23 protein-coding genes are annotated in these 24,615 nt (G+C 44.9%); 19 read left to right on the top strand and 4 right to left on the bottom strand.

Annotated elements, in window-relative coordinates:
* Positions 1-127: 127 nt before the first annotated feature.
* Positions 128-1,465: a sigma-54-dependent transcriptional regulator gene (locus tag L4D78_RS07595; protein WP_428466345.1), complete on the top strand. Its 1,338-nt coding sequence runs from the start codon at positions 128-130 to the stop codon at positions 1,463-1,465.
* A 416-nt stretch (positions 1,466-1,881) separates the two neighbouring features.
* Positions 1,882-2,127, top strand: a complete 246-nt coding sequence (locus tag L4D78_RS07590) for a hypothetical protein (RefSeq protein WP_428466344.1) — start codon at positions 1,882-1,884, stop codon at positions 2,125-2,127.
* Between the two features lie 289 nt (positions 2,128-2,416).
* Here L4D78_RS07590 and L4D78_RS07585 read toward each other — a convergent pair whose 3' ends face one another.
* Positions 2,417-3,451, bottom strand: coding sequence for an NADP(H)-dependent aldo-keto reductase (locus L4D78_RS07585; RefSeq protein ID WP_428466343.1), 1,035 nt, complete (start codon positions 3,449-3,451; stop codon positions 2,417-2,419).
* A gap of 184 nt (positions 3,452-3,635) precedes the next feature.
* Between L4D78_RS07585 and L4D78_RS07580 the strand changes: the two genes are divergently transcribed.
* Positions 3,636-3,938: a DUF6482 family protein gene (locus tag L4D78_RS07580; protein ID WP_428466342.1), complete on the top strand. Its 303-nt coding sequence runs from the start codon at positions 3,636-3,638 to the stop codon at positions 3,936-3,938.
* 2 nt (positions 3,939-3,940) lie between these two features.
* Here L4D78_RS07580 and mutH read toward each other — a convergent pair whose 3' ends face one another.
* The gene (gene mutH / locus L4D78_RS07575) at positions 3,941-4,609 is read right to left on the bottom strand and encodes a DNA mismatch repair endonuclease MutH (protein ID WP_428466341.1); all 669 of its coding nucleotides are present in this window, start codon (positions 4,607-4,609) and stop codon (positions 3,941-3,943) included.
* 780 nt (positions 4,610-5,389) lie between these two features.
* On the opposite strand from mutH, the gene rppH reads away from it, so the two are divergent.
* From rppH to L4D78_RS07550, 5 genes are all read left to right on the top strand, one after another.
* Complete coding sequence (gene rppH, locus L4D78_RS07570) at positions 5,390-5,899, top strand: RNA pyrophosphohydrolase (RefSeq protein ID WP_428456424.1); 510 nt, start codon at positions 5,390-5,392, stop codon at positions 5,897-5,899.
* A gap of 49 nt (positions 5,900-5,948) precedes the next feature.
* Complete coding sequence (gene ptsP, locus L4D78_RS07565; protein ID WP_428466340.1) at positions 5,949-8,204, top strand: phosphoenolpyruvate--protein phosphotransferase; 2,256 nt, start codon at positions 5,949-5,951, stop codon at positions 8,202-8,204.
* Between the two features lie 5 nt (positions 8,205-8,209).
* The gene (locus L4D78_RS07560; protein ID WP_428466339.1) at positions 8,210-9,052 is read left to right on the top strand and encodes a sulfite exporter TauE/SafE family protein; all 843 of its coding nucleotides are present in this window, start codon (positions 8,210-8,212) and stop codon (positions 9,050-9,052) included.
* A 45-nt stretch (positions 9,053-9,097) separates the two neighbouring features.
* Positions 9,098-9,904 (top strand): prolipoprotein diacylglyceryl transferase, encoded by an 807-nt coding sequence (lgt, locus tag L4D78_RS07555; protein WP_428466338.1) that lies wholly within the window; start codon positions 9,098-9,100, stop codon positions 9,902-9,904.
* 114 nt (positions 9,905-10,018) lie between these two features.
* Entirely contained in the window at positions 10,019-10,870 is an 852-nt protein-coding gene (locus tag L4D78_RS07550) for a thymidylate synthase (protein WP_428466337.1), read from the top strand.
* Positions 10,871-11,010: 140 nt separating this feature from the next.
* Here the strand turns inward: L4D78_RS07550 and L4D78_RS07545 are convergent, their stop codons facing one another.
* Positions 11,011-12,156 (bottom strand): Na/Pi symporter, encoded by a 1,146-nt coding sequence (locus tag L4D78_RS07545; RefSeq protein WP_428466336.1) that lies wholly within the window; start codon positions 12,154-12,156, stop codon positions 11,011-11,013.
* 479 nt (positions 12,157-12,635) lie between these two features.
* Here L4D78_RS07545 and nhaA point away from each other — a divergent pair, with 479 nt between their 5' ends.
* The 4 genes from nhaA (at position 12,636) to L4D78_RS07525 (ending at position 15,498) form a co-directional block, all read left to right on the top strand.
* Positions 12,636-13,793, top strand: coding sequence for a Na+/H+ antiporter NhaA (gene nhaA, locus L4D78_RS07540; protein WP_428466335.1), 1,158 nt, complete (start codon positions 12,636-12,638; stop codon positions 13,791-13,793).
* 2 nt (positions 13,794-13,795) lie between these two features.
* Positions 13,796-14,062, top strand: coding sequence for a hypothetical protein (locus L4D78_RS07535; protein ID WP_428466334.1), 267 nt, complete (start codon positions 13,796-13,798; stop codon positions 14,060-14,062).
* A gap of 145 nt (positions 14,063-14,207) precedes the next feature.
* Positions 14,208-15,095, top strand: coding sequence for a transcriptional activator NhaR (gene nhaR, locus L4D78_RS07530; RefSeq protein WP_428466333.1), 888 nt, complete (start codon positions 14,208-14,210; stop codon positions 15,093-15,095).
* 106 nt (positions 15,096-15,201) lie between these two features.
* Entirely contained in the window at positions 15,202-15,498 is a 297-nt protein-coding gene (locus L4D78_RS07525) for an ArsR/SmtB family transcription factor (RefSeq protein ID WP_428466332.1), read from the top strand.
* 71 nt (positions 15,499-15,569) lie between these two features.
* Here L4D78_RS07525 and rpsT read toward each other — a convergent pair whose 3' ends face one another.
* The gene (gene rpsT / locus L4D78_RS07520) at positions 15,570-15,830 is read right to left on the bottom strand and encodes a 30S ribosomal protein S20 (protein ID WP_428456414.1); all 261 of its coding nucleotides are present in this window, start codon (positions 15,828-15,830) and stop codon (positions 15,570-15,572) included.
* Between the two features lie 208 nt (positions 15,831-16,038).
* On the opposite strand from rpsT, the gene murJ reads away from it, so the two are divergent.
* The 7 genes from murJ (at position 16,039) to dapB (ending at position 24,515) form a co-directional block, all read left to right on the top strand.
* Positions 16,039-17,598, top strand: a complete 1,560-nt coding sequence (gene murJ / locus L4D78_RS07515; RefSeq protein ID WP_428466331.1) for a murein biosynthesis integral membrane protein MurJ — start codon at positions 16,039-16,041, stop codon at positions 17,596-17,598.
* Positions 17,599-17,744: 146 nt separating this feature from the next.
* Entirely contained in the window at positions 17,745-18,716 is a 972-nt protein-coding gene (gene ribF, locus L4D78_RS07510; protein WP_428466330.1) for a bifunctional riboflavin kinase/FAD synthetase, read from the top strand.
* Complete coding sequence (gene ileS, locus L4D78_RS07505) at positions 18,713-21,553, top strand: isoleucine--tRNA ligase (protein ID WP_428466329.1); 2,841 nt, start codon at positions 18,713-18,715, stop codon at positions 21,551-21,553. Before ribF ends, ileS begins: the two co-directional genes overlap by 4 nt.
* Positions 21,553-22,083 (top strand): signal peptidase II, encoded by a 531-nt coding sequence (lspA, locus tag L4D78_RS07500; RefSeq protein ID WP_428466328.1) that lies wholly within the window; start codon positions 21,553-21,555, stop codon positions 22,081-22,083. Before ileS ends, lspA begins: the two co-directional genes overlap by 1 nt.
* Before the next feature lie 98 nt (positions 22,084-22,181).
* Positions 22,182-22,616: an FKBP-type peptidyl-prolyl cis-trans isomerase gene (gene fkpB / locus L4D78_RS07495; protein WP_428466327.1), complete on the top strand. Its 435-nt coding sequence runs from the start codon at positions 22,182-22,184 to the stop codon at positions 22,614-22,616.
* Positions 22,617-22,628: 12 nt separating this feature from the next.
* Positions 22,629-23,570, top strand: coding sequence for a 4-hydroxy-3-methylbut-2-enyl diphosphate reductase (gene ispH / locus L4D78_RS07490; RefSeq protein WP_428456408.1), 942 nt, complete (start codon positions 22,629-22,631; stop codon positions 23,568-23,570).
* Between the two features lie 135 nt (positions 23,571-23,705).
* Positions 23,706-24,515, top strand: coding sequence for a 4-hydroxy-tetrahydrodipicolinate reductase (gene dapB / locus L4D78_RS07485; protein ID WP_428466326.1), 810 nt, complete (start codon positions 23,706-23,708; stop codon positions 24,513-24,515).
* Positions 24,516-24,615 lie beyond the last annotated feature (100 nt).

Genomic DNA, 24,615 nt, shown 5'->3' with positions numbered 1-24,615 from the left:
TTACGATAGCAAACTTGTTGCACTTGGTGTTGTAGGCCAATTATGATTCGCTAAATATTTTTGGTTTAAATAAGGTGCTATCGTTGAATAAAGGCTTTGTCCTTGGCGCTCGCAAAGGAAGGTGTTGATGAAAAGGGTATCGAATAAGCATAGTTCGGTATTAGGGACGTTGGTCGTCCTTGGAGGCGGTGATGTTCCTTGGATAGCATCGCTAGAGAAGGTTGGTTGGCTATGTCATCGTTGCTATGACTTGCGTACCGCGGAAGCCTTGCTGCTAGAGGTTGGGCCTTGTATCGGTGTTGTGGATCTCACTCGAGATGACTTTAGTTTAGCTGGGATCGCCGGCGTAGTTAATCGCAATAAACAGGCACGTTGGTTAGCTGTTGCACGAGAAGATCAGCTTAGCAATGATGCGATTTGCCAGTTTATTGTCAGTTTCTGTATCGACTATTTTACTGCGCCCGTACCTGAATCTCAGTTACTTAAAACCATTGGTCATCAGCTAGGTATGCTGCAGCTGGAACGGCGAGTATGGCCTGAATTGGGGCAGTTTGGTCAGCACGGATTACAAGGTGATCAAGCCGCCATGAAAAAGCTTCGCCATCAAGTCAAGCGGATGGCTGTTGCCGATATGCCAGTGTTTGTACTTGGTGAAATCGGCACAGGCAAAGAGTTGGTTGCTCAAGCTATCCACCAAGGTTCAACAAGGGCAAAATCGGCATTTATAGGTATTAATTGCGAAACATTGAGATCTGACTGGCTAGTTGATGATAGCCATGTGCTGGGTGGAGACTGTTGTTTTAACGTGGCGAATAAAGGCACGTTATTTCTCGATGAAATTTCGTCGTTAGACGATGAGCGGCAGCAAGAGCTACTTTGTTTCCTACAAGATGGCCACTTTATGTCTGTTGACGGGCACCAAGTCGAATCAGATGTACGTTTGATTGTTTCAACGCGTTACTCGTTGGAGGAACTATTGGAAGAAGGCACGCTACGTGAAGATCTGTATTACCGGTTGAACGTATTGAGCTTAAGCGTCCCATCATTGCGGGATCGCGGGGAAGACATCATCTTATTAGCAGAGTATTTATTGTTGAAGTTTTCTCGACAATATAACAGTCAGGCGAAACAGCTTAGTAGTGAAAGTAAAAAGCTGTTATCCAGCTATTCTTGGCCTGGAAATGTCAGGGAGCTCATTAGTCAAATTAAGCGAGCAATTCTTTTAGCGGAAGGGAAAGAGCTATTATCGGATCATTTTGACTTACCGCGGCTGGCTGATGATAAGCAGAGCCTTAAAAAAATCAGAGAAGACTCTGAGCGTAGTGCATTGCTGAGTGTATTGGAAAATAATAAGGGGCAAATTTCTGCGGCAGCCAGAGAGCTAGGGGTTTCTCGAGCGACGATGTATCGATTATTGAATAAGCATGACTTAGTCCCGCCGCCGCGCCATTTTCGTCAGGGGTGAGTTGACGTAGCGACATTACCTCCGTTGCGTTCATGGTAGCTTTCTCTAAATATTATAGTCAGTTAGATGAATATTTCAGTTTCGTGCCAACCCATGAGGCTGGATACAGAAGATAATTGTTTTGTTTCTGTATTGGCAATTATGTGCTTGTTTTATAATCAGTGTTGTTTAAAATTAAACCATATTTCACTTCTTCATAACTTATTACCGGAGGAACATACGATGCGACTGATATCTCTTATATGCACCTGTTCAGCCGGTGATACCTCGAAACAACCAATTCATTAACGGCAATCCGCTGTGTAAATGGGCCGCGGATCACTGTCGCGGCTAGTTAAGTTTTACTTAAGTTGTCAGCCTGAAACGGCAGTGTTTCTCGTCCCTTCAATATTAATCATTGTATGGAGAGTACCACTATGCGCCAATCAGTCTATTTACGTCTTGCAGTATTTTTTGTTCAACTCGACCTTCATCAAGAAGATGCCGCATGGCGGCGTGAGCATCGTCGGGTGAAAGTGTATTTGCCTCATCTATCAGAGCATATGCTTAATGATATTGGCATCAGCAAAGATCGACGCGTTGCGAGTCATTTGGTTTCAACGCCTGCTAGCCGCAAGGTACGCCATCTTAGGAGGAGGTATCAATCGAAATTTGCGACGTAATCGTCCCCTCTGCTTGCGAGCAGGGGGGGGAGACAGCGTGGGGAATGATTGTTGATGTTACTAGACATGGTTCGTAACACTTACCAACGCTTTGCGACGAAAGTGAAGTAGGGTAAGTAGAAGGAATTGGGGTAGAGTTATCGGACATCAACAAAGGTATTAACCGACGTTGGTTGAGCTAATGTTTTTCGCCTCCGTATATACGGAGGCTTTTTTTTATTAGTGTATTTTTAGTCAGTTGTTATGTAGCTGTTTCACTGAACGAGTTAACACGGCATCAAGCTGTTCGTTACGGGCATGGATTAGAATATTGGATCCCAACCTCTTGTAAATCGGCAAGTACGGCATCAGAGAGTGTTAACTCGATACTTTCAATATTGCTTTCTAGTTGCTGTAAGTTGGTTGCGCCAATAATGTTTGATGCTACAAAAGGGCGTTGATTAACGAAAGCCAGTGCCATCTGGGCTGGATCAAGGCCGTGTTTGTGGGCGATATCAACATAGGCTTCTGTTGCTGCGATACCTTGCGGATTAAAGTAGCGAGAAAAGCGCTCGAACAGTGTACAGCGAGCACCTTTAGGGCGTTTACCCTGAAGGTATTTACCACTCAGAGCCCCAAAGGCGAGTGGAGAGTATGCCAGTAATTCGACCCCTTCATGGTGGCTGATCTCAGAAAGACCGACTTCAAAGCTACGATTGAGCAGGTTATACGGGTTCTGGATGGTTACCACACGTGGTAGTTCATGTTTTTCAGCGAGCTTTAAGTAAGACATCACCCCCCATGGTGTTTCATTTGATAGACCGATATAGCGTATCTTTCCTGCACGCACTAACTCAGCCAGTGCTTCAAGGGTATCGGTGATCGTCACACCAGAGTGATCTTCTTTATATTGATAATTTAGCTGCCCAAAGCAATTGGTTTCGCGTTGCGGCCAGTGCAATTGGTAAAGATCGATATACTCGGTTTCAAGCCGGTTTAGACTATCTTCGACGGCATCGTGAATATTACGGCGATCAAGTGCCATGTCGTTACGGATATAAGGAGTATTACGAGGGCCTGCAACTTTCGTCGCTAATACGACTTTGTCTCGGTTTCCGGTTTTTTTTAACCAGCTACCAATATAGCGTTCGGTAGCACCCTGGGTTTCTGATTTGGGTGGGACTGGATACATCTCTGCGGTATCAATGAAATTCACGCCACGCTCGAAAGCGAAATCTAACTGGTTATGTGCATCATTTTCACCATTTTGCTCACCAAAAGTCATTGTGCCAAGGCAGATTTTGCTCACCTCAAGGGTCGAGTGAGGAATTTTGTGGTATTTCATGAGCCCTCCTTGGACTGATTATCTAATACCAATGATAGGCAGTTAGTCTCATTTGAATATACCGTGACTTTTCTGTGGGTGAAAGCAGTTTGAGTGCCCAGCATATTGGCTACGCTGATATCATAGTGGCTACTTTAGTATATAGTTAATACAGAAACGGTGGTATTGACGGCAGGGAGAGTGTATGAAGTTGTCACAACTTAAGCATTGGAGCAAAGCTGATAATGGCCAATTGCCGATGTGTATTTTAACCAGTTATGCGGGATGCTCTGATTATTTGGTTGAAGTTGAGTTTAAAAATAAGCTTGTTCCGTTAAAAGGTGATAGCGATGAAATGATCAAATTTCAGTCGATTGAGCAAGCCAAAAACTTTTTACGTCCGCTTGGTTTTCGTTCCGTTATTTTACGGGTAACCGATCCCTATGATGAATTTTCACCTGACGGGCTAGTCTCTAAGTGTCGCGAGGATATGACCATTTCTCTATAGGGTTAGATAATAAAGTAGCGTTCCAGTAACCCTGCCGTAAAGTGTGTTTTGAGGTAAAAACCTCGTGGTAAGATCTTGATTGGTTGCCCATTCGCACCATACGCTTCGGTTAACGCTTTGCTATTTGCTGCTTTGGGTCTGAGTTGCAGTACTTCACCATGGCGTGCCGTGATTTGTTCAACTCGGCCAAGTACGATCATATCCATTAACTCTTCCCAGTCCTGTTTAAGCTGAAGCTCTTCTTCGAGCGATGGACTCCAAAGTAACGGCGAGCCGACATGGCGATCAGCCAGGGGAATATCACGCTCTCCTTCTACTGGTACCCACAAAACTCTAGCTAACTTATGGCGAATATGGCTATTTTCCCAACTAAGCCCCTGTAGGCCAATGAGTGGCGCGACACAGACAAATGTCGTCTCAAGGGGGCGACCATTGTAACCGATTGGAATCGTCTTTAGCTCGATACCGAGTTCAACAAAGTCAGGCACGGGTTTGCTGCCTGCTGTCGCGCCCAAATGCCATTCCAGCAACTGTCCTACCCACCCTTTATCGCGCTTTAGATCGGGGGGAGGAACGATACCGGCGTCATGGGCGAGTTCGCCAAGCGTTAAGCCTGCAAGTGCCTGAGCCCTTGTGAGTAACTCATGTTCTGTTGTGGGGGTTGAGCGCATATTCGATACCATCGATAACGGGGGAGGGATCCTACCATAGCCAAAACAAAAGCCGAATCTGGAATTAAGTAGAAAATAACATATTGATGAAAAAATAGACGATCATTTTCGATCTGCTGTTAAAACGTGGTTTTATATGCATAAAGGTGAGGTGTAAGTTATTGATTTAATGGTTATTGTTTGTGTGTTTTGCTTGGGGTACATACAAGCGAACGAGTGAAAGTGGTATGACGTAGTGATGAAAATATGATCTTTTATAAAGATATCCACAGGATGAGTGGCAAATTTATTTCATTTTATCATTACTGACTATTTATACAGGTATTAGCTGGCTTATTGAGCACTGTTGTGGTGTGTTTTTCATCGGTGTTGATTGTTTGTTGTGGGTAAAGTCAGGATTGGTTGATCTTTAACCGATCGGTATTTTGGCTTTTATTAATCACAATGTTCATGGCTATTTTAAGTGATGATATTTTTTTAAGTGATTGTTTTAAATTCTTAATTGAAGCTGTTTTGATTTTTGCACCTATGTTTTTTTTATTTCGTTATGATTGTTTTTTCAGGGTGTTTAAGGCTTCTTCACAAATCTATCCACAGAAAACGTGTATAAATGTGCCCTAGGTCTCATTTGACTGTTTATAAAACAAACTGTGTAGGGGAGTTATCCAGAATATGAGGCTTGGGTAGGAAAAAGCGCTGATAAATTAGAATGTTTGTTTACCCATAGGGTGGTCTGTGAAAAAATCACTATTAATAAAGATTTATACTTGAGGTCGTCCAGTGATTGATGGCGATGGATACCGCCCAAATGTGGGTATTGTGATCTGTAATAGCCATGGCGAAGTATTCTGGGCTCGACGATATGGACAACATTCCTGGCAGTTTCCGCAAGGTGGCATTGATGAAGGGGAAACCCCGGAGCAAGCCATGTACCGGGAGCTCTACGAGGAAGTGGGGCTAACCAAGAAAGATGTACGAATTTTGGCGTCAAGTCGTCATTGGCTTCGCTATAAATTACCCAAGCGATTGGTTCGCTGGGACTCTAAGCCTGTTTGTATCGGACAAAAACAAAAGTGGTTTTTGCTGAGTTTAGAATGTGATGAGTCAAAGGTTAATATGCAACGCGGCAGTACGCCGGAATTTGATGGCTGGCGGTGGGTCAGTTATTGGTATCCGGTTAGGCAGGTTGTGTCTTTTAAGCGTGATGTCTACCGTCGCGCACTAAAAGAGTTTGCTGCTATGGCAATGCCGTTTAAAGAACGTAAAAAGCGCCGGGGTAAGCGAGGGTAACCTAGCCATAAAATGGGATACCCCAGCATAAAGTGGGACAAGGCGAGATATGCTGACGCAACTGAGAGAAATTGTCGAAAAAGTAGCAAGTGCCCCTAATTTGATCGAAGCATTGGATCAGTTGGTTATTAGTACTTGTCGAGCAATGAAAACAGAGTGCTGTTCCATTTATATTGCTGATCATAAACGTCAGCAGTATACCTTGATGGCGACACAAGGGCTGAAAAAACCTCATCGCCATGTTGGACTTGCGTTTGGTGAAGGGTTAGTTGGATTAGTCGGAGAGCGTGCTGAACCCATAAACGTTGCCGATGCCCGCCACCACCCCCACTTCAAGCATCTTCCGGGGACGGGGGAGGAATCTTTCTGCTCGTTCTTCGGTACGCCTATTATTCACCAACGCCAAGTTTTGGGTGTATTGGTTATTCAGCAGCGCCAGCAACGTGAATTTGATGAAAGTGAAGAGTCTTTCATGGTTACGTTGGCGGCGCAGCTTGCTGTTTTGTTGGCGCATGCGAAAGCACAAGGTATGTGGCTTGATCAGCACAACGGCTTGCATTTAGTTGGCTCTGCGGCTTCAACGGGGGTTGCTGTTGCTCGGGCTTGGTGGGACGATAACCAGCCAAGGCTGGAGTTGGTTTACCCTGCATCTTGCCTTGACCGCGAGTCTGAACAAGAGCGATTGAGTATTGCGATTGAATTAGCCAGCGCTGAATTCCGCCGATTGAGAAAGCGGTTTGATAGTGAGTTACACAAAGAAACCTTGGCTATTTTCGACTTATTCAGTCATTTGCTCAACGATCCGATGCTGCGAAAAGATTTATTTGCCAAAGTGTCTGGTGGCGATTTAGCAGAATGGGCAATTCGGCAGGTGGTGGAAAACTACTCGACGCGCTTTGCTCAAATGAAAGACAATTACCTAAAAGAGCGCGCGCATGATATTCGTGAATTAGGTCAACGCTTATTATATTTCCTTCATAATGAAAATGTTGCTGAGCATCAATGGGAAGAGCCCGTTGTATTGCTCACACGAGAATTAACTGCCGCCATGCTCGCAAGTATCCCTAAAGGCAAACTTGCTGCTGTTGTCTCACAAGAAGGTGCAGCGAACTCTCATGCCGCTATTTTATCGCGGGCATTAGGGATCCCGGCAATTATGGGGGTTGATTTTGTTCCTGAGAAAATCCATAACTGCCAAGTGATTGTTGACGGTTATCGAGGTGATTTTCTTGTCAATCCCAACCGGCATGTATTAGCAGAATATACGCGGCTGCTGAAAGAAGAAAATGAGCTTGCAAAAGTGGTCGAAGATGGGCTCGATCAACCCGCTTCGACACGTGATAATCATCGTATTCAGATCCATTTAAATGCCGGTCTGAGTGCCGACACCAGTATTGCGGTGAATAAAGGCGTCGATGGCGTTGGGCTATACCGAACTGAAGTGCCTTTCTTACTGCAACGTAGCTTCCCTTCTGAAGAAGAACAAACCCAACAATATCATTCTATTTTATCAACTTACCGTGATAAGCCTGTGGTTATGCGAACCTTGGATATTGGCGGTGATAAACCATTACCTTATTTGGCGATAGAGGAAGATAACCCTTTCCTTGGTTGGCGTGGGATCCGTTTTACGTTAGATCACCCTGAAATATTCATGATCCAAGTGAGAGCGATGCTCAGGGCGAGCATTGGTCTTAGTAATATGGATATTTTGTTGCCCATGATTTCGGGCATTGCAGAACTCGATGAATCGATTGCTTTGATAGAGCGAGCGTATATAGAGGTTGCGAAAGTAGCCCAACAACGTGGCGAAGTGCTCACGCGGCCGCGTATTGGTATTATGATAGAAGTGCCATCAATCCTTTACCAATTGCCTGTTCTTAAGGGGAAAGTCGACTTTATTTCCGTGGGAAGCAATGATTTAACTCAGTATTTATTGGCGGTCGATCGGAACAACTCACGTGTCGCGGGTGTTTATGATGCATTGCATCCTGCGGTATTACATGCATTGAAGCACGTTATAGATGCCAGTCGGCAGTTACAGCTACCTGTCAGTGTCTGTGGTGAGTTAGCGGGTGATCCGATAGGGGCGTTACTACTGATAGGAATGGGGTATCGTTCACTCAGTATGAATACTCGTAATGTCGCAAAAATTAAGTATATTCTCCGGCATATCTCGTTAGAAGATATGGAGCAACTAGCTCAATATGCGTTGACAGCGACGTATGCCGATGAGGTTCGTGATAATACGATTGCCTTTGTTGATGGGCATGGTTTAGGCGGCTTTATCCGCGCAGGTAAGTAGTAGTAATGTTCGAAAATATAGCGTGGCTTCCCCCCGTACTTATAAGCTTTGAGTCAGAGTTGTGGTTATTTAGCCTGTGTTTAGTGCTTGGTTGTTTAGTTGGAACGTTAGCGGGTTTGCTGGGAATTGGCGGCGGTTTGCTTGTTGTGCCCGCTTTAGTTTGGTTATTGCCAAAAGCCGGTATTGAACCATCATTGGTTATGCATATTGCGTTAGCGACATCGTTAGCCAGTATTGTTTTAACATCAGGTGCATCAGCTCGTAATCATTATAAGTTGGGTAATATTGATTTTGGTATTGTGAAAAGCTTAGCGCCAGGGGTGATCCTTGGTGGTTTTGGCGGAAGTGTGGTTGCAGAGCTAGTGCCTGCGGAACTATTACCAAGGATTTTTGCCATAATAGTATTGTTGTTGGCATGCCAAATGTTAGCTTCAATGCGATTTAGTGGTCGAAATCCGTTACCGGGCCGTACGGGCATGTTTAGTTCAGGTGCGGTTATCGGGGTTGTTTCTAGCCTTGCTGGTATTGGCGGTGGTTCACTTACTGTCCCCTATTTGAGTTGGCATGGTGTTGAAATGCGAAGATCAATCGGGTGTGCGTCATTTTCAGGTGCATTAATTGCTGTTGCAGGCATGAGTGGGTTTATTATTGCAGGAGTGGGGGATGAAGCATTGCCCACATTGAGTCTTGGTTATGTTTATTTGCCGGCATTGATAGGTATTGCTCTTACCTCAATGTATACCACGCGCTTTGGCGCGGCATTGGTCAGTAAACTGCCTACATTAGTATTAAAAAAGATATTTGCCGTCTTTTTACTGTTTATCAGCATTAAGATGTTTTTGGGATAAGTAAAAAGTAAGCACGTTGTGCTTGCTGTCGATTGAGATGATTACATGAGTCAAGGTTATTTAACGTTTCCAAATATCGATCCGATATTGATTGAAATTGGTCCATTGGCTATACGCTGGTATGGCATGATGTATCTATTAGGGTTTGCTTTTGCTATGTGGTTGGCAAATCGACGAGCAGATAAACCTGGCAGTGGTTGGACTCGCGATCAGGTAAGCGATTTATTGTTTGCTGGCTTTTTAGGGGTTGTGCTTGGTGGGCGAGTCGGCTATGTCCTCTTCTATAATTTTGATCTGTTTGTCTCTAACCCGCTGTACTTATTTCAAGTGTGGACGGGAGGAATGTCATTCCATGGTGGGTTACTAGGTGTTATTACCGCGATGTTCTGGTATGCGCGAAAGCATAACCGTACCTTCTTTAATGTCGCAGACTTTGTCGCGCCTCTTGTGCCTTTTGGTTTAGCGGTTGGGCGTTTAGGTAACTTTATTAATGGCGAGCTTTGGGGACGAGTTTCAGATGTGCCTTGGGCAATGGTATTTCCTACCGGAGGGCCGCTGCCTCGTCATCCGTCCCAACTTTATCAGTTTTTCTTTGAAGGCTTTTTACTGCTGATTATTCTGAATATTTTTATTCGCAAGCCACGTCCAGCGGGGGCAGCATCAGGATTGTTCCTATTCGGCTATGGTAGTTTCCGCTTTATTGCTGAGTACTTCAGGGAGCCGGATGCCCATCTTGGCTTATTTGCTGGTTGGATCAGCATGGGGCAGATCTTATCATTACCAATGGTCTTTGGTGGTATTTTGATGATGATTTGGGCGTATAAGTATCAGCCGAAAGGAAAAGCGGCTTAGGCGTGTAGCTCGATAAGTTAAGTTTTCTTGTAAAGGGCAGTCTCTATTGGGACTGCCCTTTTTCGTGTAGAATCATCACCAATTTTTATCGGTTAAATTAAGGCCAGCGGAAAGATGAAACAATATTTAGAGCTGTGTCAGCGCATCGTTGACGAAGGGGTATGGATTGAAAACCAGCGTACAGGCAAGCGTTGCCTGACCGTGGTAAATGCCGATTTGAACTACGATGTCGCTAATAATCAGTTTCCGCTGATCACGACCCGGAAAAGCTTCTGGAAATCGGCGATTGCTGAATTGCTGGGTTATATCCGTGGGTATGATAATGCAGCAGACTTTCGTCAGCTGGGTACCAAAACCTGGGATATGAATGCCAACGACAACCAAGCTTGGCTAAACAACCCTCACCGTAAGGGTGAAGATGACATGGGGCGTGTTTATGGTGTGCAAGGCCGCAGCTGGCAGAAGCCTGATGGCACTACGATTGATCAGCTCCGTAAGATTGTTGATAATCTCACGAAAGGGGTTGATGATCGCGGTGAAATTCTGACGTTTTATAACCCAGGTGAGTTTGATATGGGCTGCTTGCGCCCTTGCATGCATACACATACCTTCTCACTGCTTGGTGATACTTTGTATTTAACCAGCTACCAGCGCTCTTGTGATGTGCCGCTTGGGCTTAACTTTAATCAAATTCAAGTTTATACCCTACTGGCGTTAATCGCTCAAATCACGGGTAAAAAGCCAGGTCAGGCTTACCACAAGATCATTAATGCCCACATCTATGAAGATCAGCTTGAGCTAATGCGTGATGTACAACTACAGCGTGAACCACTTGCGTTACCGCAGCTGAAGATTAACCCAGAGATCAAATCACTCGAAGACTTAGAGACTTGGGTCACAATGGATGATTTTGAGGTTGTCGGCTACCATCATCATGAGCCTATAAAATACCCTTTTTCTGTGTAAGTTTATTTCAAAAGGTAACCATCGGTGCAAGTTGACATATTTGACTTTTGTTTTTATTTGTGAGTGCGCCTTTGTTTGGTTGATTCTGAAATAAAAAAAAGCCCCGCAATGCGGGGCTTTTTTCGTTTTTAATTAATGGGTTATGCAGTCAGGGCTAGAATCGCGCTTGGAATGGCAACAAAGACTAAACCAAGGTAGCCTGCAACAGCCGCTTTATTTTTTGTCCCAAGCTCACCGATAAAGAAAGCGCCTTTCAATGGTAATTCTCGTAGGAATGGAATACCGAAGATAAGCAGGGTAGCTAAGACGTTAAATACCAAGTGTACTAAAGCAATTTGCAATGCAAAGACAGCGTACTCACCTGTTACTGCCGTTGCTGCGAGCAATGCTGTGATACAAGTACCGATATTAGCACCCAGAGTGAATGGGTATACATCACGTACTTTTAAGACGCCAGTACCAACTAACGGCACCATCAAGCTAGTCGTTGTTGATGAAGACTGAACCAAGATAGTAACCACTGTACCTGATGCGATACCGTGGAGTGGACCTCGACCAATAGCGCTTTTTAGGATGTCTCGAGCGCGGCCTACCATTAAGCTACGCATGAGTTTACCCATCACGGTAATAGCCATGAAGATGATGGCAATACCAATGGCAATCATGATTAGACCGCCTGTTTGGCCAAATGATGCCAATGGACCTTTAATCGCAGAAACGGCTGGCTGAGTCAGCACTTTCATAAAGTTTAAGCCGTCCATACTCATGTCACCCGCGCTCATCATTGGCGAGACTAACCATGTTGAAATTTTATCCAGCAGGCCAAACATCATCTCGATAGGTAAGAATATGATGACGGCAAGCAGATTGAAAAAGTCATGAATGGTGGCACTAGCAAATGCACGGCGGAACTCTTCTTTACAGCGAGCGTGGCCTAAACTAACTAACGTATTGGTTAACGTTGTACCAATATTGGCACCCATTACCATAGGGATAGCTGTTTCAACAGGCAAACCACCAGCAACTAAACCAACGATGATAGATGTTACTGTGCTTGATGACTGGATTAGTGATGTGGCGACAAGGCCGATCATTAATCCTGCAACTGGGTGAGAGGCAAATTCAAACAATGTTTTTGCTTGTTCGCCAACAGACCATTTAAAGCCGCCGCTGACCAGTGAAACTGCAACTAATAGTAGATACAGCATGAATACAAGGTTAGCCCAGCGGACCCAACGCATAGAGCTGCTCAATGGCTGTTCAGCAGTAGTGGCTTGGGTAGTCATAATCATTTCTCCATGACAGGAATATGTCGTTTTGGTTTCATTTTTTTGAAATCTGTGGGCGATGGTAGAGATCGAATATTTCAGAAATATGACACCGCCTGTCATAAAGTTAATTTGTGCTTCTTTTGTGAGCCGAACAGAAATTAATTACTGTAAAGAATATTGAACTTGGATTTTAAGTCTATAATTTTTAAGGTGTATTTGTTGTGGTGTGCTAATTGTACGAAGAAGGCATTTTTTTTGTTTTATTTGTTTTTTTTCGATTCTATATTGGTTATTACTGCATTTATGACAGTTACTAGTGATAAGTTTGGCTTTAAATAGAGACAGTGCGGATATTGCTTTGTATACATATGTAACACTCGGCTTTTCCGAGGTGTAACTTCTGAACAAACGATTTAACAATTTCGTGCTGTGACGGCTAAACTAAATTTACATTTTATTTGTAAAATTTGTTTCATTTAAAGGAGTTCCGGTCAATGACCGATGCGATTCGTAAATTTCTAAAGTTAGAGTCTGCTGGCGGGATTATCTTAATCATTGCAGCGATTGTTGCGATGATAATAGCAAACTCCCCGTTACAAGAAATTTATAACGGGACTCTACATACTTATATTGCAGGGCTATCAGTAGCCCACTGGATTAACGACGGCCTAATGGCAGTGTTTTTCCTTTTGATTGGTTTGGAAGTTAAGCGTGAGTTAATTGAAGGTGCGCTTAATACTAAAGAGAAAGCAATATTTCCAGCAATTGCCGCTGTCGGCGGTATGCTTGCCCCTGCACTTGTTTACGTTGCGTTCAACTATACAGATCCACAAGCGTTACAAGGGTGGGCAATTCCAGCCGCAACAGATATCGCTTTTGCACTCGGCGTAATGGCGCTACTAGGTAAGCGTGTTCCTGTGAGCCTGAAAGTATTCTTACTTGCGTTGGCCATTATTGATGACCTTGGCGTTATCGTGATTATTGCACTGTTTTATAGTAGTGACCTGTCTACGCTGGCATTGGCTGTCGCTTTTGCTTCAACAACCGCTTTGTTTGTGATGAACGCAAAGAACGTCACTAAATTATCTTGGTACGTCATTGTTGGTGCCGTGTTGTGGTTCAGCGTGTTGCAATCCGGTGTGCATGCAACACTTGCAGGTGTAGTACTTGGGTTTGCGATCCCATTATCTGGCGAGGACGGGCGCTCTGATACGTATTCACCGTTGAAACACCTAGAGCATGTATTGCACCCTTATGTTGCATTCTTGATCCTACCGTTGTTTGCGTTTGCAAATGCCGGTATCTCGCTACAAGGCGTTTCACTGTCGGGTTTAACCTCCATGCTGCCTTTAGGCATCGCGCTTGGGCTATTAATTGGTAAGCCACTGGGTATTTTTACATTCAGCTACCTCGCGATTAAAACGGGGATGGCAAAAATGCCTGAAGGGATTGGGCTTAAACAGATTTTTGCAGTATCAGTGTTATGTGGTATCGGCTTTACGATGTCGATCTTCATTTCGTCGCTGGCCTTTGTCGGCGCACCTGAAGACTTCAGTACATATTCTCGCTTGGGTATTTTACTGGGGTCGACGATTTCGGCGTTGCTTGGTTATGCCTTGCTGAGTCGTTCGTTGCCAAAAAACGAGGGGTAATTATGAAAGGACTTTTGATTATTATCGCAACGCTAACATCAGCATCTGTTGCTGCTGTGCCTTCTGACTATGACAGCTGTCTACATGAAAGCGACAGTAAGGTCTGCCAAGCTTACCTTGCGGGCTTGAATCAAGGGAAAGCAAGTATGCAAGTGGCAGCCATTGAGCCAGTCAGTACTTTCCGTTCGCGTGCGCTAGAACAGCGCGTTGGTGAACGCTCACGAAGAATGGTATCGGTTGATAAAAAGGCAGTATCGTCAGCAGAATAGACTATTACGGCCAATTATCGGTATTATAGTCGGTAATTAGTGTTGAAGCTCCCAGGTCCTGAGCGTAAGCTGAGCCCTGGGATTTTTATATGGGTAATATTAAGTACAAGATATTACTTGATATTTTGGATAATGGTTTCTTACGATGTCTCACTTAAACTATAACCACTTATATTACTTCTGGATGGTATGTAAGCAGGGGTCGGTAACTAAAGCGGCTGATGCGCTTTTTCTTGCGCCACAGACAGTTACAGGACAAATTCGAGCACTAGAAGAACGGCTAAAAGGCAAGTTGACCAAGCGAGTCGGGCGTAATATCGAGCCTACAGAGCTGGGGCAGCTAGTTTTCCAGTACGCCGATAAGATGTTTGACTTGAGTTACCAGATGCTTGATATCGTCAACTACACCCAACGAGAGAACCTTTTGTTGGAAGTGGGCGTTGCGGATGCTCTCTCTAAGCGGCTCGTCAGTAAAGTGCTGATGGAAGGGTTGCCAGAAGATGAACGTATCCATCTGCGGTGTTATGAGTCGACTCATGAAATGTTGCTTGAGCAGCTCTCTCTACATAAAGTGGATATGATCCTATCGGATTGCCCTGTTGACTCGAGTCAAAGCCCAGGTTTGTATAGTAAGAAATTGGGTGAATCGACCATGAGTTTCTTTTGTACTGAACCTGATGCTGTACTGAATTTCCCTGCTTGTATTGAAGATTTCAAACTATTGATCCCAGGTCAACGTACCGCTATGGGGCGTAAGCTACACCATTGGTTTGATCAGATGGGTATTACGCCTAATATTCTCGGTGAGTTTGATGATGCGGCACTGATGAAAGCGTTTGGTCGCTATCAGAAGTCGATGTTTGTTGCGCCTTCCATTTATGCCGCCGAGCTGGAAGATGATAGTAATATCCGCGAAGTAAGGCGAGTGAAGGAAATTAAAGAAGAATACTATGTTATTTTTGCCGAGCGAATGATCATGCACCCTGCGGTGAAGAAAATATGTGAGGCAGATTTTAGCAAGATGTTTAAATAAGGTTTCAGTTTTTTGCTGAACAGTTGGAATATTTGCTGTCGGTGGCTAGAAAACCCCTAATAAATTAAGTACATTAGCATTAACTGAATTTAAAGGTGGTAGCAGTATGGAACTGCAGCAAATGGAGCAGAATGCTCCTAAGGCCGTAGCGCTGCTTAAAGCCATGGCGAATGAACGGCGTTTGTTTATTCTTTGCTATTTGCTTGAAGAAGAAATGTCAGTGGGGATGATGAGTGATAAGCTAGGGCTTAGCCAGTCAGCGTTGTCCCAGCATTTAGCGTGGCTTCGGCGTGATGGTCTAGTGGAAACGAGAAAAGAGGCTCAGACCGTGTTTTATCGCCTTAAAAGCGATGAAGTGAAGGCTATGATCCAATTACTTCATAGTATGTACTGTCGACCTTAGTGCGAACAGTAAAATGAAGATATAAAAAAACCGGCGCAAGCCGGTTTTTTTATCAAAAATCAGAACTCAAATTAAAGAGCTTTGATTTTAGTCACTAGACGAGCTTTTTGACGTGCAGCTTTGTTTTTGTGGATCAGGCCTTTAGTAGCCATGCGGTCCAAAACAGGTTGCATTTCATTGAAAGCTTGAGTAGCAGCTTCTTTGTTACCAGCTTCGATAGCAGCAACAACTTTCTTGAAGAAAGTACGCATCATAGAACGACGGCTAGCGTTATGCTGGCGGCGTTTTTCTGAAGTAAGCGCACGTTTCTTAGCAGATTTGATATTTGCCAAGGGTATAACTCCAAATCTTGGTACGGTGACAATTTAAGGCCGAGGACTATGCCTCTTAAACCGAATAATGTCAAATGATTTGTGCAAATAACCGCCGAACCAATTGAATTGGCACTTGCGGATTAACACAGTTAATATGGCGGCAGATTTTACCAGCATTTGGACTCAGAAGTCACCTTTTGGGGCCATCTTTTATGAGGTTTTTTTTGTGAGCAAGCGTCTTTTACGCTCAGGACTGATTGTTAGTACGATGACACTGGTCTCGCGAGTGCTTGGTTTAGTACGTGATGTGGTGGTAGCAAACCTAATGGGGGCGGGGGCTGCGGCCGATGTTTTCTTTTTTGCCAATAAGATTCCGAACTTTCTACGGCGGTTATTTGCAGAAGGGGCTTTCTCGCAGGCATTTGTCCCTGTGTTGACCGAATATCATGCCTCGGGTGATATCGACAAAACACGCCAGCTGATTGCCCGTGCATCAGGTACGCTGGGGGTTATTGTTACCATCGTGACTTTTCTCGGTGTATTAGGATCCGGTGTCGTCACCGCATTGTTTGGCGCTGGTTGGTTTATTGATTGGTTAAATGGTGGTCCGGCAGCGCCAAAGTTTGAGTTGGCAAGCTTATTATTGAAAATCACGTTCCCCTACTTATGGTTTATCACCTTTGTTGCATTGTCTGGGGCAATATTGAATACCTTGGGTAAGTTTGCGGTTTCATCATTTACCCCAGTATTTTTAAATGTGGCCATTATTGGCTGCGCATGGTTTTTAGCGCCTAACCTTGCTCAACCTGAGATTGGGTTAGCCATTGGTGTTTTTCTTGGTGGCTTTATTCAGTTTCTATTTCAACTGCCTTTTCTTTATAAAGAAGGCATGCTGGTTAAGCCTCAGTGGGGCTGGCGTGATCCTGGGGTTGTTAAAATTCGCACGTTGATGATACCGGCACTGTTTGGTGTCTCGGTCAGTCAAATCAATTTATTGTTTGATACCTTCATTGCCAGCTTCTTGACGACGGGTTCAATCAGTTGGTTGTATTACGCTGACCGACTCTTGGAGTTTCCGTTAGGTTTGTTCGGCATTGCTATTGCGACAGTCATACTTCCTGCATTATCTCGAAAACACGTAGACCAAAATCCAGAACAGTTCTCTCAGACCATGGACTGGGGGGTACGAATGGTACTGTTACTCGGCGTGCCAGCAATGCTAGGCTTGATGGTGCTGGCTAAACCGATGTTAATGGTATTGTTCATGCGTGGTGAGTTTTCAGCATTTGATGTTGAGCAAGCATCACTATCGCTGCTTGCTTATGCGTCTGGTTTACTCAATTTCATGATGATCAAGGTATTGGCCCCTGGCTATTACGCTCGTCAAGATACTAAAACGCCAGTGCGTTACGGAATCATAGCCATGATCACGAACATGGTATTTAATGCCATTTTTGCTTACTTCTATGGTTACATTGGTTTGGCAATGGCAACGGCGCTGTCAGCATTGGTCAATGCCGCGCTGTTATACCGTGGCCTTCACCGTGGTGGCATTTATCGCATCAGTAAAGAAACGTTGGTATTCGTTGTTAAATTAGTGATTGCCGGTACTGCAATGGTGGTGATGCTGTTATCGGTATTACCTGCAATGACTCAGTGGCTTGGCTGGACGCTATTAATGCGTGTAGGCTGGTTAGTTGGCTTGATCGGTGTGGGTGCACTTGTATACTTAGTCTCGGTATTATTGCTAGGGGTTCGCCCTCGTCATTTGAGAGCAGCAAGCTAGAAACTTAAGCATATTTATGGTTTGAACATTTAGAAAAGGTGATAAATTATTCGCTAAGTGGTCAGAATCTGATTCAGATTGGTATGATGGGTTGAGAGTAGTATATAATCCGTCAGTTTTTCACTCTGCGAAAATAATAACGGCGCATGGAATTAATCCGAGGTATACATAATATCCAATCTAGGCATCGTGGATGCGTATTAACGATTGGTAATTTTGACGGTGTTCATCTTGGCCACCAAGCTGTGTTGCGTAAGGTGATAGCCAAGGCGCAGGCACTCGGCTGCCCAGCAACGGTGATGAGCTTCGAGCCTCAGCCGCAAGAGCTATTTGCTGGCGACCATGCTCCGGCCCGTTTAACCCGCTTTCGAGATAAGTACTCGCATCTCAAGCAAGTCGGGTTAGATCGTTTTTTATGTGTTAATTTTAACAGCCATTTCGCCAGCTTATCTGCGCAAGATTTTATCCGTCGCTTGTTGGTTGAGCAATTGGGTGTTAAGTTTTTGGTTGTCGGTGATGATTTCCGCTTTGGCCAAGGCCGAAGCGGTGATTTTGCTTTATTAGAAGCCGCCGGGAAAGAACATGGCTTTACCGTCGTTAGTACACAGAGTTTCTGTGTTTCAGAGCAACGTGTCAGTAGTACGGCTATTCGCCAAGCCTTGGCGAATGATCAACTTGTACTTGCTGAGTCTATGCTAGGGCGTCCATTTAGTATCTCTGGGCGCGTATCGCATGGGCGGAAGCTTGGGCGGACTATTGGTTTTCCAACCGCCAATATTCCACTTAAGCGTCGAGTTTCTCCGGTATCTGGCGTTTATGCAGTTGAAGTACACGGTATTGCTAGCACCCCGCTATCCGGGGTCGCAAATGTTGGTCGTCGACCAACAGTCAATGGGGTTCGCCGCCAATTGGAAGTGCACCTGTTTGATTTTAAAGCTGATCTTTACGGAGTTCAGCTCGATGTCATATTGCAGCATAAGCTGCGCGACGAAATAAAATTCGAATCATTCGATGCGCTAAAAGCACAAATCGAGCGTGATGCTCAAACAGCACGGGTGTGGCTGTCTGAGCGTAATAATGTCCAACTTCGCCCAAGTAACGGAATCGAGAATCAATGAGTGACTATAAAGATACCCTGAACTTACCTGAAACAGGGTTTCCGATGCGAGGCAACCTGGCACAACGTGAGCCAGTAATGCTAAAACGTTGGAATGATGAAGATCTTTACGGTGAAATCCGTAAAGCTAAGAAGGGGAAGAAATCCTTCATATTGCACGATGGCCCTCCATACGCCAACGGTGATATTCACATTGGTCACGCGCTAAATAAAATTCTTAAAGACATTATTATTAAGTCAAAGACACTTTCTGGCTTTGATGCTCCCTACATTCCAGGCTGGGATTGCCACGGTCTACCTATCGAATTAATGGTAGAGAAAAAGTGGGGTAAGCCTGGTCGTAAACTGACCGCAGCTGAATTCCGTCAAAAGTGTCGTGAGTACGCAGCGGGCCAAGTTGAAGGTCAAAAAGAAAGCTTCATTCGCCTAGGTGTACTAGGTCAATGGGATAAGCCTTACCGTACAATGGATTTTGCAACAGAAGCGAACATCATTCGCTCTCTGGGCAAAATTGCAGATAACGACCACCTACTGAAAGGCTTTAAGCCTGTTCACTGGTGTACTGATTGTGGTTCTGCATTGGCTGAAGCTGAAGTTGAATACCAAGATAAAGTATCACCTTCTATCGACGTTAAATTTAAAGCGGTTGATGAAGCAGGTGTCGTTGCTAAATTTAACTGTGCGGAAGGCCATGAAGGCCAAGGTGATGTGTCTGTTGTTATTTGGACAACCACGCCATGGACGCTTCCCGCTAACCGTGCCGTTGCTGTACGTGATGATCTTGAATATGTATTAGTTCAAGTTGACGCAACCGATGAGCAACCAGCACACCGACTTATTGTTGCAGCAGAGCTAGCAAAAGATGTGATGGATCGTGCTGGTATTGAGCACTTCCATAACCTTGGTTTCTGTAAAGGTGCTGATTTAGAGCTGGTACGCTTTAATCACCCATTCTACAGCTTTGATGTGCCAGTGATCCTAGGCGATCACGTGACGACTGAATCTGGTACGGGTTGTGTACATACCGCACCAGGCCATGGTCAAGAAGACTTCGTGGTTGGTCAAAAATACAACCTTGAAGTGGCTAACCCAGTAGGTAGTAACGGTGTTTACTTACCTGATACTGAGTTGTTTGCAGGTCAGCACGTATTTAAAGCGAACGATGTTGTTGTTGAAACACTAAAAGAGCACGGTGCGTTATTACACCATCATGCTTACGAGCACAGCTACCCGCATTGCTGGCGCCATAAAACACCAATTATTTTCCGTGCAACGCCACAGTGGTTCATTTCAATGGACAAAGCAGGCCTTCGCGAAAAAGCATTAGGTGAAATCAAGAGCGTTCAGTGGTTACCTGAATGGGGTCAAAGCCGTATCGAAGGTATGGTTGAGGGACGTCCTGAATGGTGTATCTCTCGTCAACGTACTTGGGGTGTGCCAATTGCGCTGTTCGTTCATAAAGAAACCCAAGAACTTCACCCTGATACGCGTGCACTGATCGAAAAAGTGGCACAGCTTGTTGAGCAACAAGGTATCCAAGCATGGTGGGATCTTGATCCTGCAGAGCTTATGGGCGAAGCGGATGCTGCTAACTACGAGAAAGTACTCGATACACTAGACGTATGGTTCGATTCTGGTGTAACGCACTTCTCTGTTGTTGATAGCCGCGAAGAATATAACGGCCATGCCGCCGATCTATACCTAGAAGGTTCAGATCAACACCGTGGTTGGTTCCAGTCTTCATTGATTTCATCTGTCGCAATGAAAGGCAAAGCACCTTACAACCAAGTATTAACGCACGGTTTCGTGGTTGATGGCCAAGGTCGTAAGATGTCTAAATCAGTGGGTAACGTTGTTGCACCAAAGGATGTAACCAATAAGCTGGGTGCTGATATCTTGCGCCTATGGGTTGCGTCAACTGATTACACCGGTGAAGTTGCAGTTTCTGATGAGATCCTAAAGCGTTCTGCAGATGCATACCGCCGTATTCGTAACACATCTCGTTTCTTCTTAGCGAATTTGAGTGGCTTCAACCCTGAAACCGATTTAGTTGCACCAGAAGATATGGTTGCACTAGACCGCTGGGCTGTGGGTCGCGCGATGGAAGCACAAGAAGAAATCATTAAAGCGTATGACGAATATAACCTACACGGTGTAACGCAACGTTTGATGCAGTTCTGTTCTGTTGAGATGGGCTCTTTCTACTTAGACGTCATTAAAGACCGTCAGTACACAGCCAAGCAAGGTGGTCACGCACAGCGTAGCTGCCAGACTGCGCTTTACTACATCGTAGAAGCATTAGTTCGCTGGATGGCACCGATTATGTCATTCACTGCTGATGAAATCTGGAACGAGATGCCAGGCCAGCGTGACAAGTTTGTCTTTACCGGCGAATGGTTCGAAGGGCTATTTGGTCTTGCAGAAGATGAAGTATTGAACGACGAATTCTGGGCTGAAATCCAACAAGTCCGTGGTGCGGTAAACAAACTGCTTGAAGGTGCGCGTAAAGACAAAGTGATTGGTGGTTCTTTGCAAGCAGAAGTTGTATTGCATGCAAATGAAGCATTAGCGACGAAATTGAATACGCTTGAAGATGAACTGCGTTTTGTCTTATTAACGTCGAAAGCGGCTGTTGCGATTGCAGAGAGTAAGCCGGAAGGCGCTCAAGAAACGGATGTTGGAGGTTTATTTGTGACAGTCAATGCATCTGAAGCGGCGAAGTGTGACCGTTGTTGGCACCATGTTGCTGATGTTGGCACTATCGAGGGTCACGAAGAAGTCTGTGGTCGTTGTGTGACTAACGTTAGTGGTGAAGGTGAAGAGCGTAAGTTTGCCTAATGACTAAGTTATCGCCTGAGAAAGGACTACCGCTTAAACAATCAGGAGTTCGCTGGCTTTGGCTAGCGGTTCTGGTATTCATTGCCGATGTTGCGACTAAGCTTATCGTGATGAATACGATGGAGTACGGTTGGCCAAACCGTATTGAGCTGCTGCCATTTTTCAATTTGCTCTATGTTCATAACTACGGTGCGGCATTTAGCTTTTTGAGTGATGCTGGTGGTTGGCAGCGTTGGTTATTTACAGCGATAGCTTTGGGTGTGTGCGCTATGCTGACCTATTGGATGCGAAAAGCCCCAGCGACAAATAAAATTGCTAATGTGGCTTATGCGCTGATCATCGGTGGTGCACTAGGTAATTTGTTTGATCGGGTATACCACGGCTTTGTGGTTGATTTTCTAGACTTTTATGTTGGAAGTTATCACTGGCCGGCCTTCAACCTAGCTGATACAGCAATTTGTATTGGTGCTGGTTTGATTATTTTAGAAGGCTTCTTGTCCGATAAAAAGAAACAACCCGTTAAGCACTAAAAGCGGATACACTCGATAACCCTAAGCGCTGTCCGTTGATACGGGTGGCGCTTTGTTGTTAAATGGGCACAATAAAGGCAGTAATCAAAGGATGTAACATGTCGGTAATTGTGGAAAACAGTGAAGTACTCATGCACTTTGCCATTAAGCTGGATGATGGTTCCGTCGCAGATTCAACCCAAGCAATGGGCAAACCGGCAAAATTTCGGATGGGTGATGGTAGCCTAACGGATAACTTCGAAAAATGCTTGCTGGGTTTAGGGCAAGGTCAAAAGAGTAGCTTTGTCCTTGAACCTGAAGACGCATTTGGAATGCCAAATCCAGATAATATCCACCATGTTGATCGCACTAAATTTGGGGCGGATGCTCCTGCTGAAGTAGGCAATATTATTGCCTTTACTGGCCCTGATGGTAGCGATATTCCTGGTATTATTACTGACGTTGCCGGTGACTCTGTGACCGTTGACTTCAATCACCCTCTTGCAGGGCAGCGCGTTACTTTCGATGTGGAAGTCGTTGCCATTGAACATTAAGAGCTGTTAGCAATGAAAATCTTACTTGCAAACCCTCGTGGTTTTTGTGCCGGTGTTGACCGCGCCATCAGTATTGTTGAACGTGCATTAGAAATGTACCAACCACCGATCTATGTTCGCCATGAAGTTGTTCATAATCGTTTTGTCGTCGAAGGCTTGAAGCAACGAGGGGCGATCTTTGTTGAAGAGCTTCATGAAGTGCCTGATGACAATATTGTGATTTTTTCTGCTCATGGTGTATCACAAGCAGTACGCAGTGAAGCTAAATCCCGACAACTCACCGTCTTTGATGCCACTTGCCCATTGGTGACCAAAGTTCATATGGAAGTGGCGCGTGCAAGCCGCCGTAACATGGAGGTCGTCTTGATTGGCCATGCTGGTCACCCGGAAGTTGAAGGAACGATGGGGCAGTATGCGAGCGATGAGGGTGGTATGTATTTGGTTGAGAAACCAGAAGATGTCGAGCTATTGCAAGTTAAAGATCCAAGTAACTTCCACTATGTAAGCCAAACCACACTATCAGTTGATGAAACAGCAGATGTAATTACCAAACTGCGTGAAGTATTCCCTGAGATCCAAGGGCCACGTAAAGATGATATTTGCTATGCAACGCAAAATCGCCAAGATGCAGTACGAGAAATGGCAGCAAACGTTGATGTCATGATAGTCGTCGGTTCTAAAAACTCATCAAACTCGAACCGATTACGCGAACTTGCGGAAAAATTAGGGACGCCAGGTTATTTAACCGATTGTCCTGAAGATGTCGATGGTGCATGGTTTACGGGTAAGGCGAAAGTTGGGGTAACAGCTGGGGCATCTGCACCTGAAGAGCTGGTAAACCAAATCATTGCACGTATTCAAGAATTGAGTGGTGCTGATGTGGAAGAGCTTAGTGGCCGCGAAGAAAATATGTTCTTTGAAGTGCCGCGAGAGTTACAAGTTAAAAACGTGTAACCTGCCGGGACTTAGCATGATCTGGTCATATTGAAAGCCTTGGTAGCCACCGAGGCTTTTTTTTTGTCTTTTTTTATCAGTCTCAACAAGCTACATTGGTGTTCACGAAACAGAAAACTAGGGAGATGTAACGCAATGGTTAGAATCGCGATTGCTGGTGCGGCAGGGCGTATGGGCCGGCAGCTATTGAAGGCGGCATATTTATCGGAGTCGGCAGAAATTGGTACTGCCACTGAGCGAGCAGAGTCGACATTGGTTGGTGCCGATGCTGGTGAATTAGCTGGTGTTGGCGCAGTGTCAGTCGTTATTGTTGATGATCTCGCAAAAGCGATTAATGATTTCGATGTCTTGATTGATTTCACTGCGCCGGCTGCGACGTTAGCCAATATTAAAATTTGTCAGCAGCACGGTAAAAAGGTGGTGATTGGCACGACGGGCTTTACCGATGAAGAGCGTACAATCATCGACCAAGCGGCCAAGTCGACGCCCATCGTTATGGCACCTAACTACAGCGTTGGGGTGAACTTGGTCTTCAAGTTGCTCGAGAAAGCGGCCAAGGTTATGGGTGATTATTGCGATATCGAAGTCATCGAAGCTCATCACCGCCATAAAGTCGATGCTCCTTCTGGCACCGCAATTGGTATGGGTGAGGCGATTGCAGGCGCTATGGGCAATGAACTCAGTGATGTTGCTGTTTATGCGCGAGAAGGGATAACGGGTGAGCGTAGCCGCGATGAGATTGGTTTTGCAACCATTCGCGCCGGAGATATTGTTGGTGAACACACCGCAATGTTTGCTGATATTGGTGAACGCGTAGAGATCACTCATAAAGCCACTGACCGAATGACATTTGCTAATGGTGCCGTACGTGCTGCTGTTTGGCTAAACAGCAAGCAATCAGGCTTCTATACTATGCATGATGTACTTGGGCTTGATGAGTTGTAATCTCGAAAATTAATACCTAAGCAGGCCATTTAATACCCTTTGGACACCAGATTCTAAAGGGTATATTCATTACTTTCATTTTCATCTATTCTTTTTTATG

Source organism: Photobacterium minamisatsumaniensis (genome assembly GCF_050336695.1).
In the GTDB taxonomy this organism is placed as follows: domain Bacteria; phylum Pseudomonadota; class Gammaproteobacteria; order Enterobacterales; family Vibrionaceae; genus Photobacterium; species Photobacterium minamisatsumaniensis.
The sequence above is the reverse complement of the archived record's forward strand: the minus strand, read 5'-3'. Positions and strand labels throughout refer to the sequence as shown.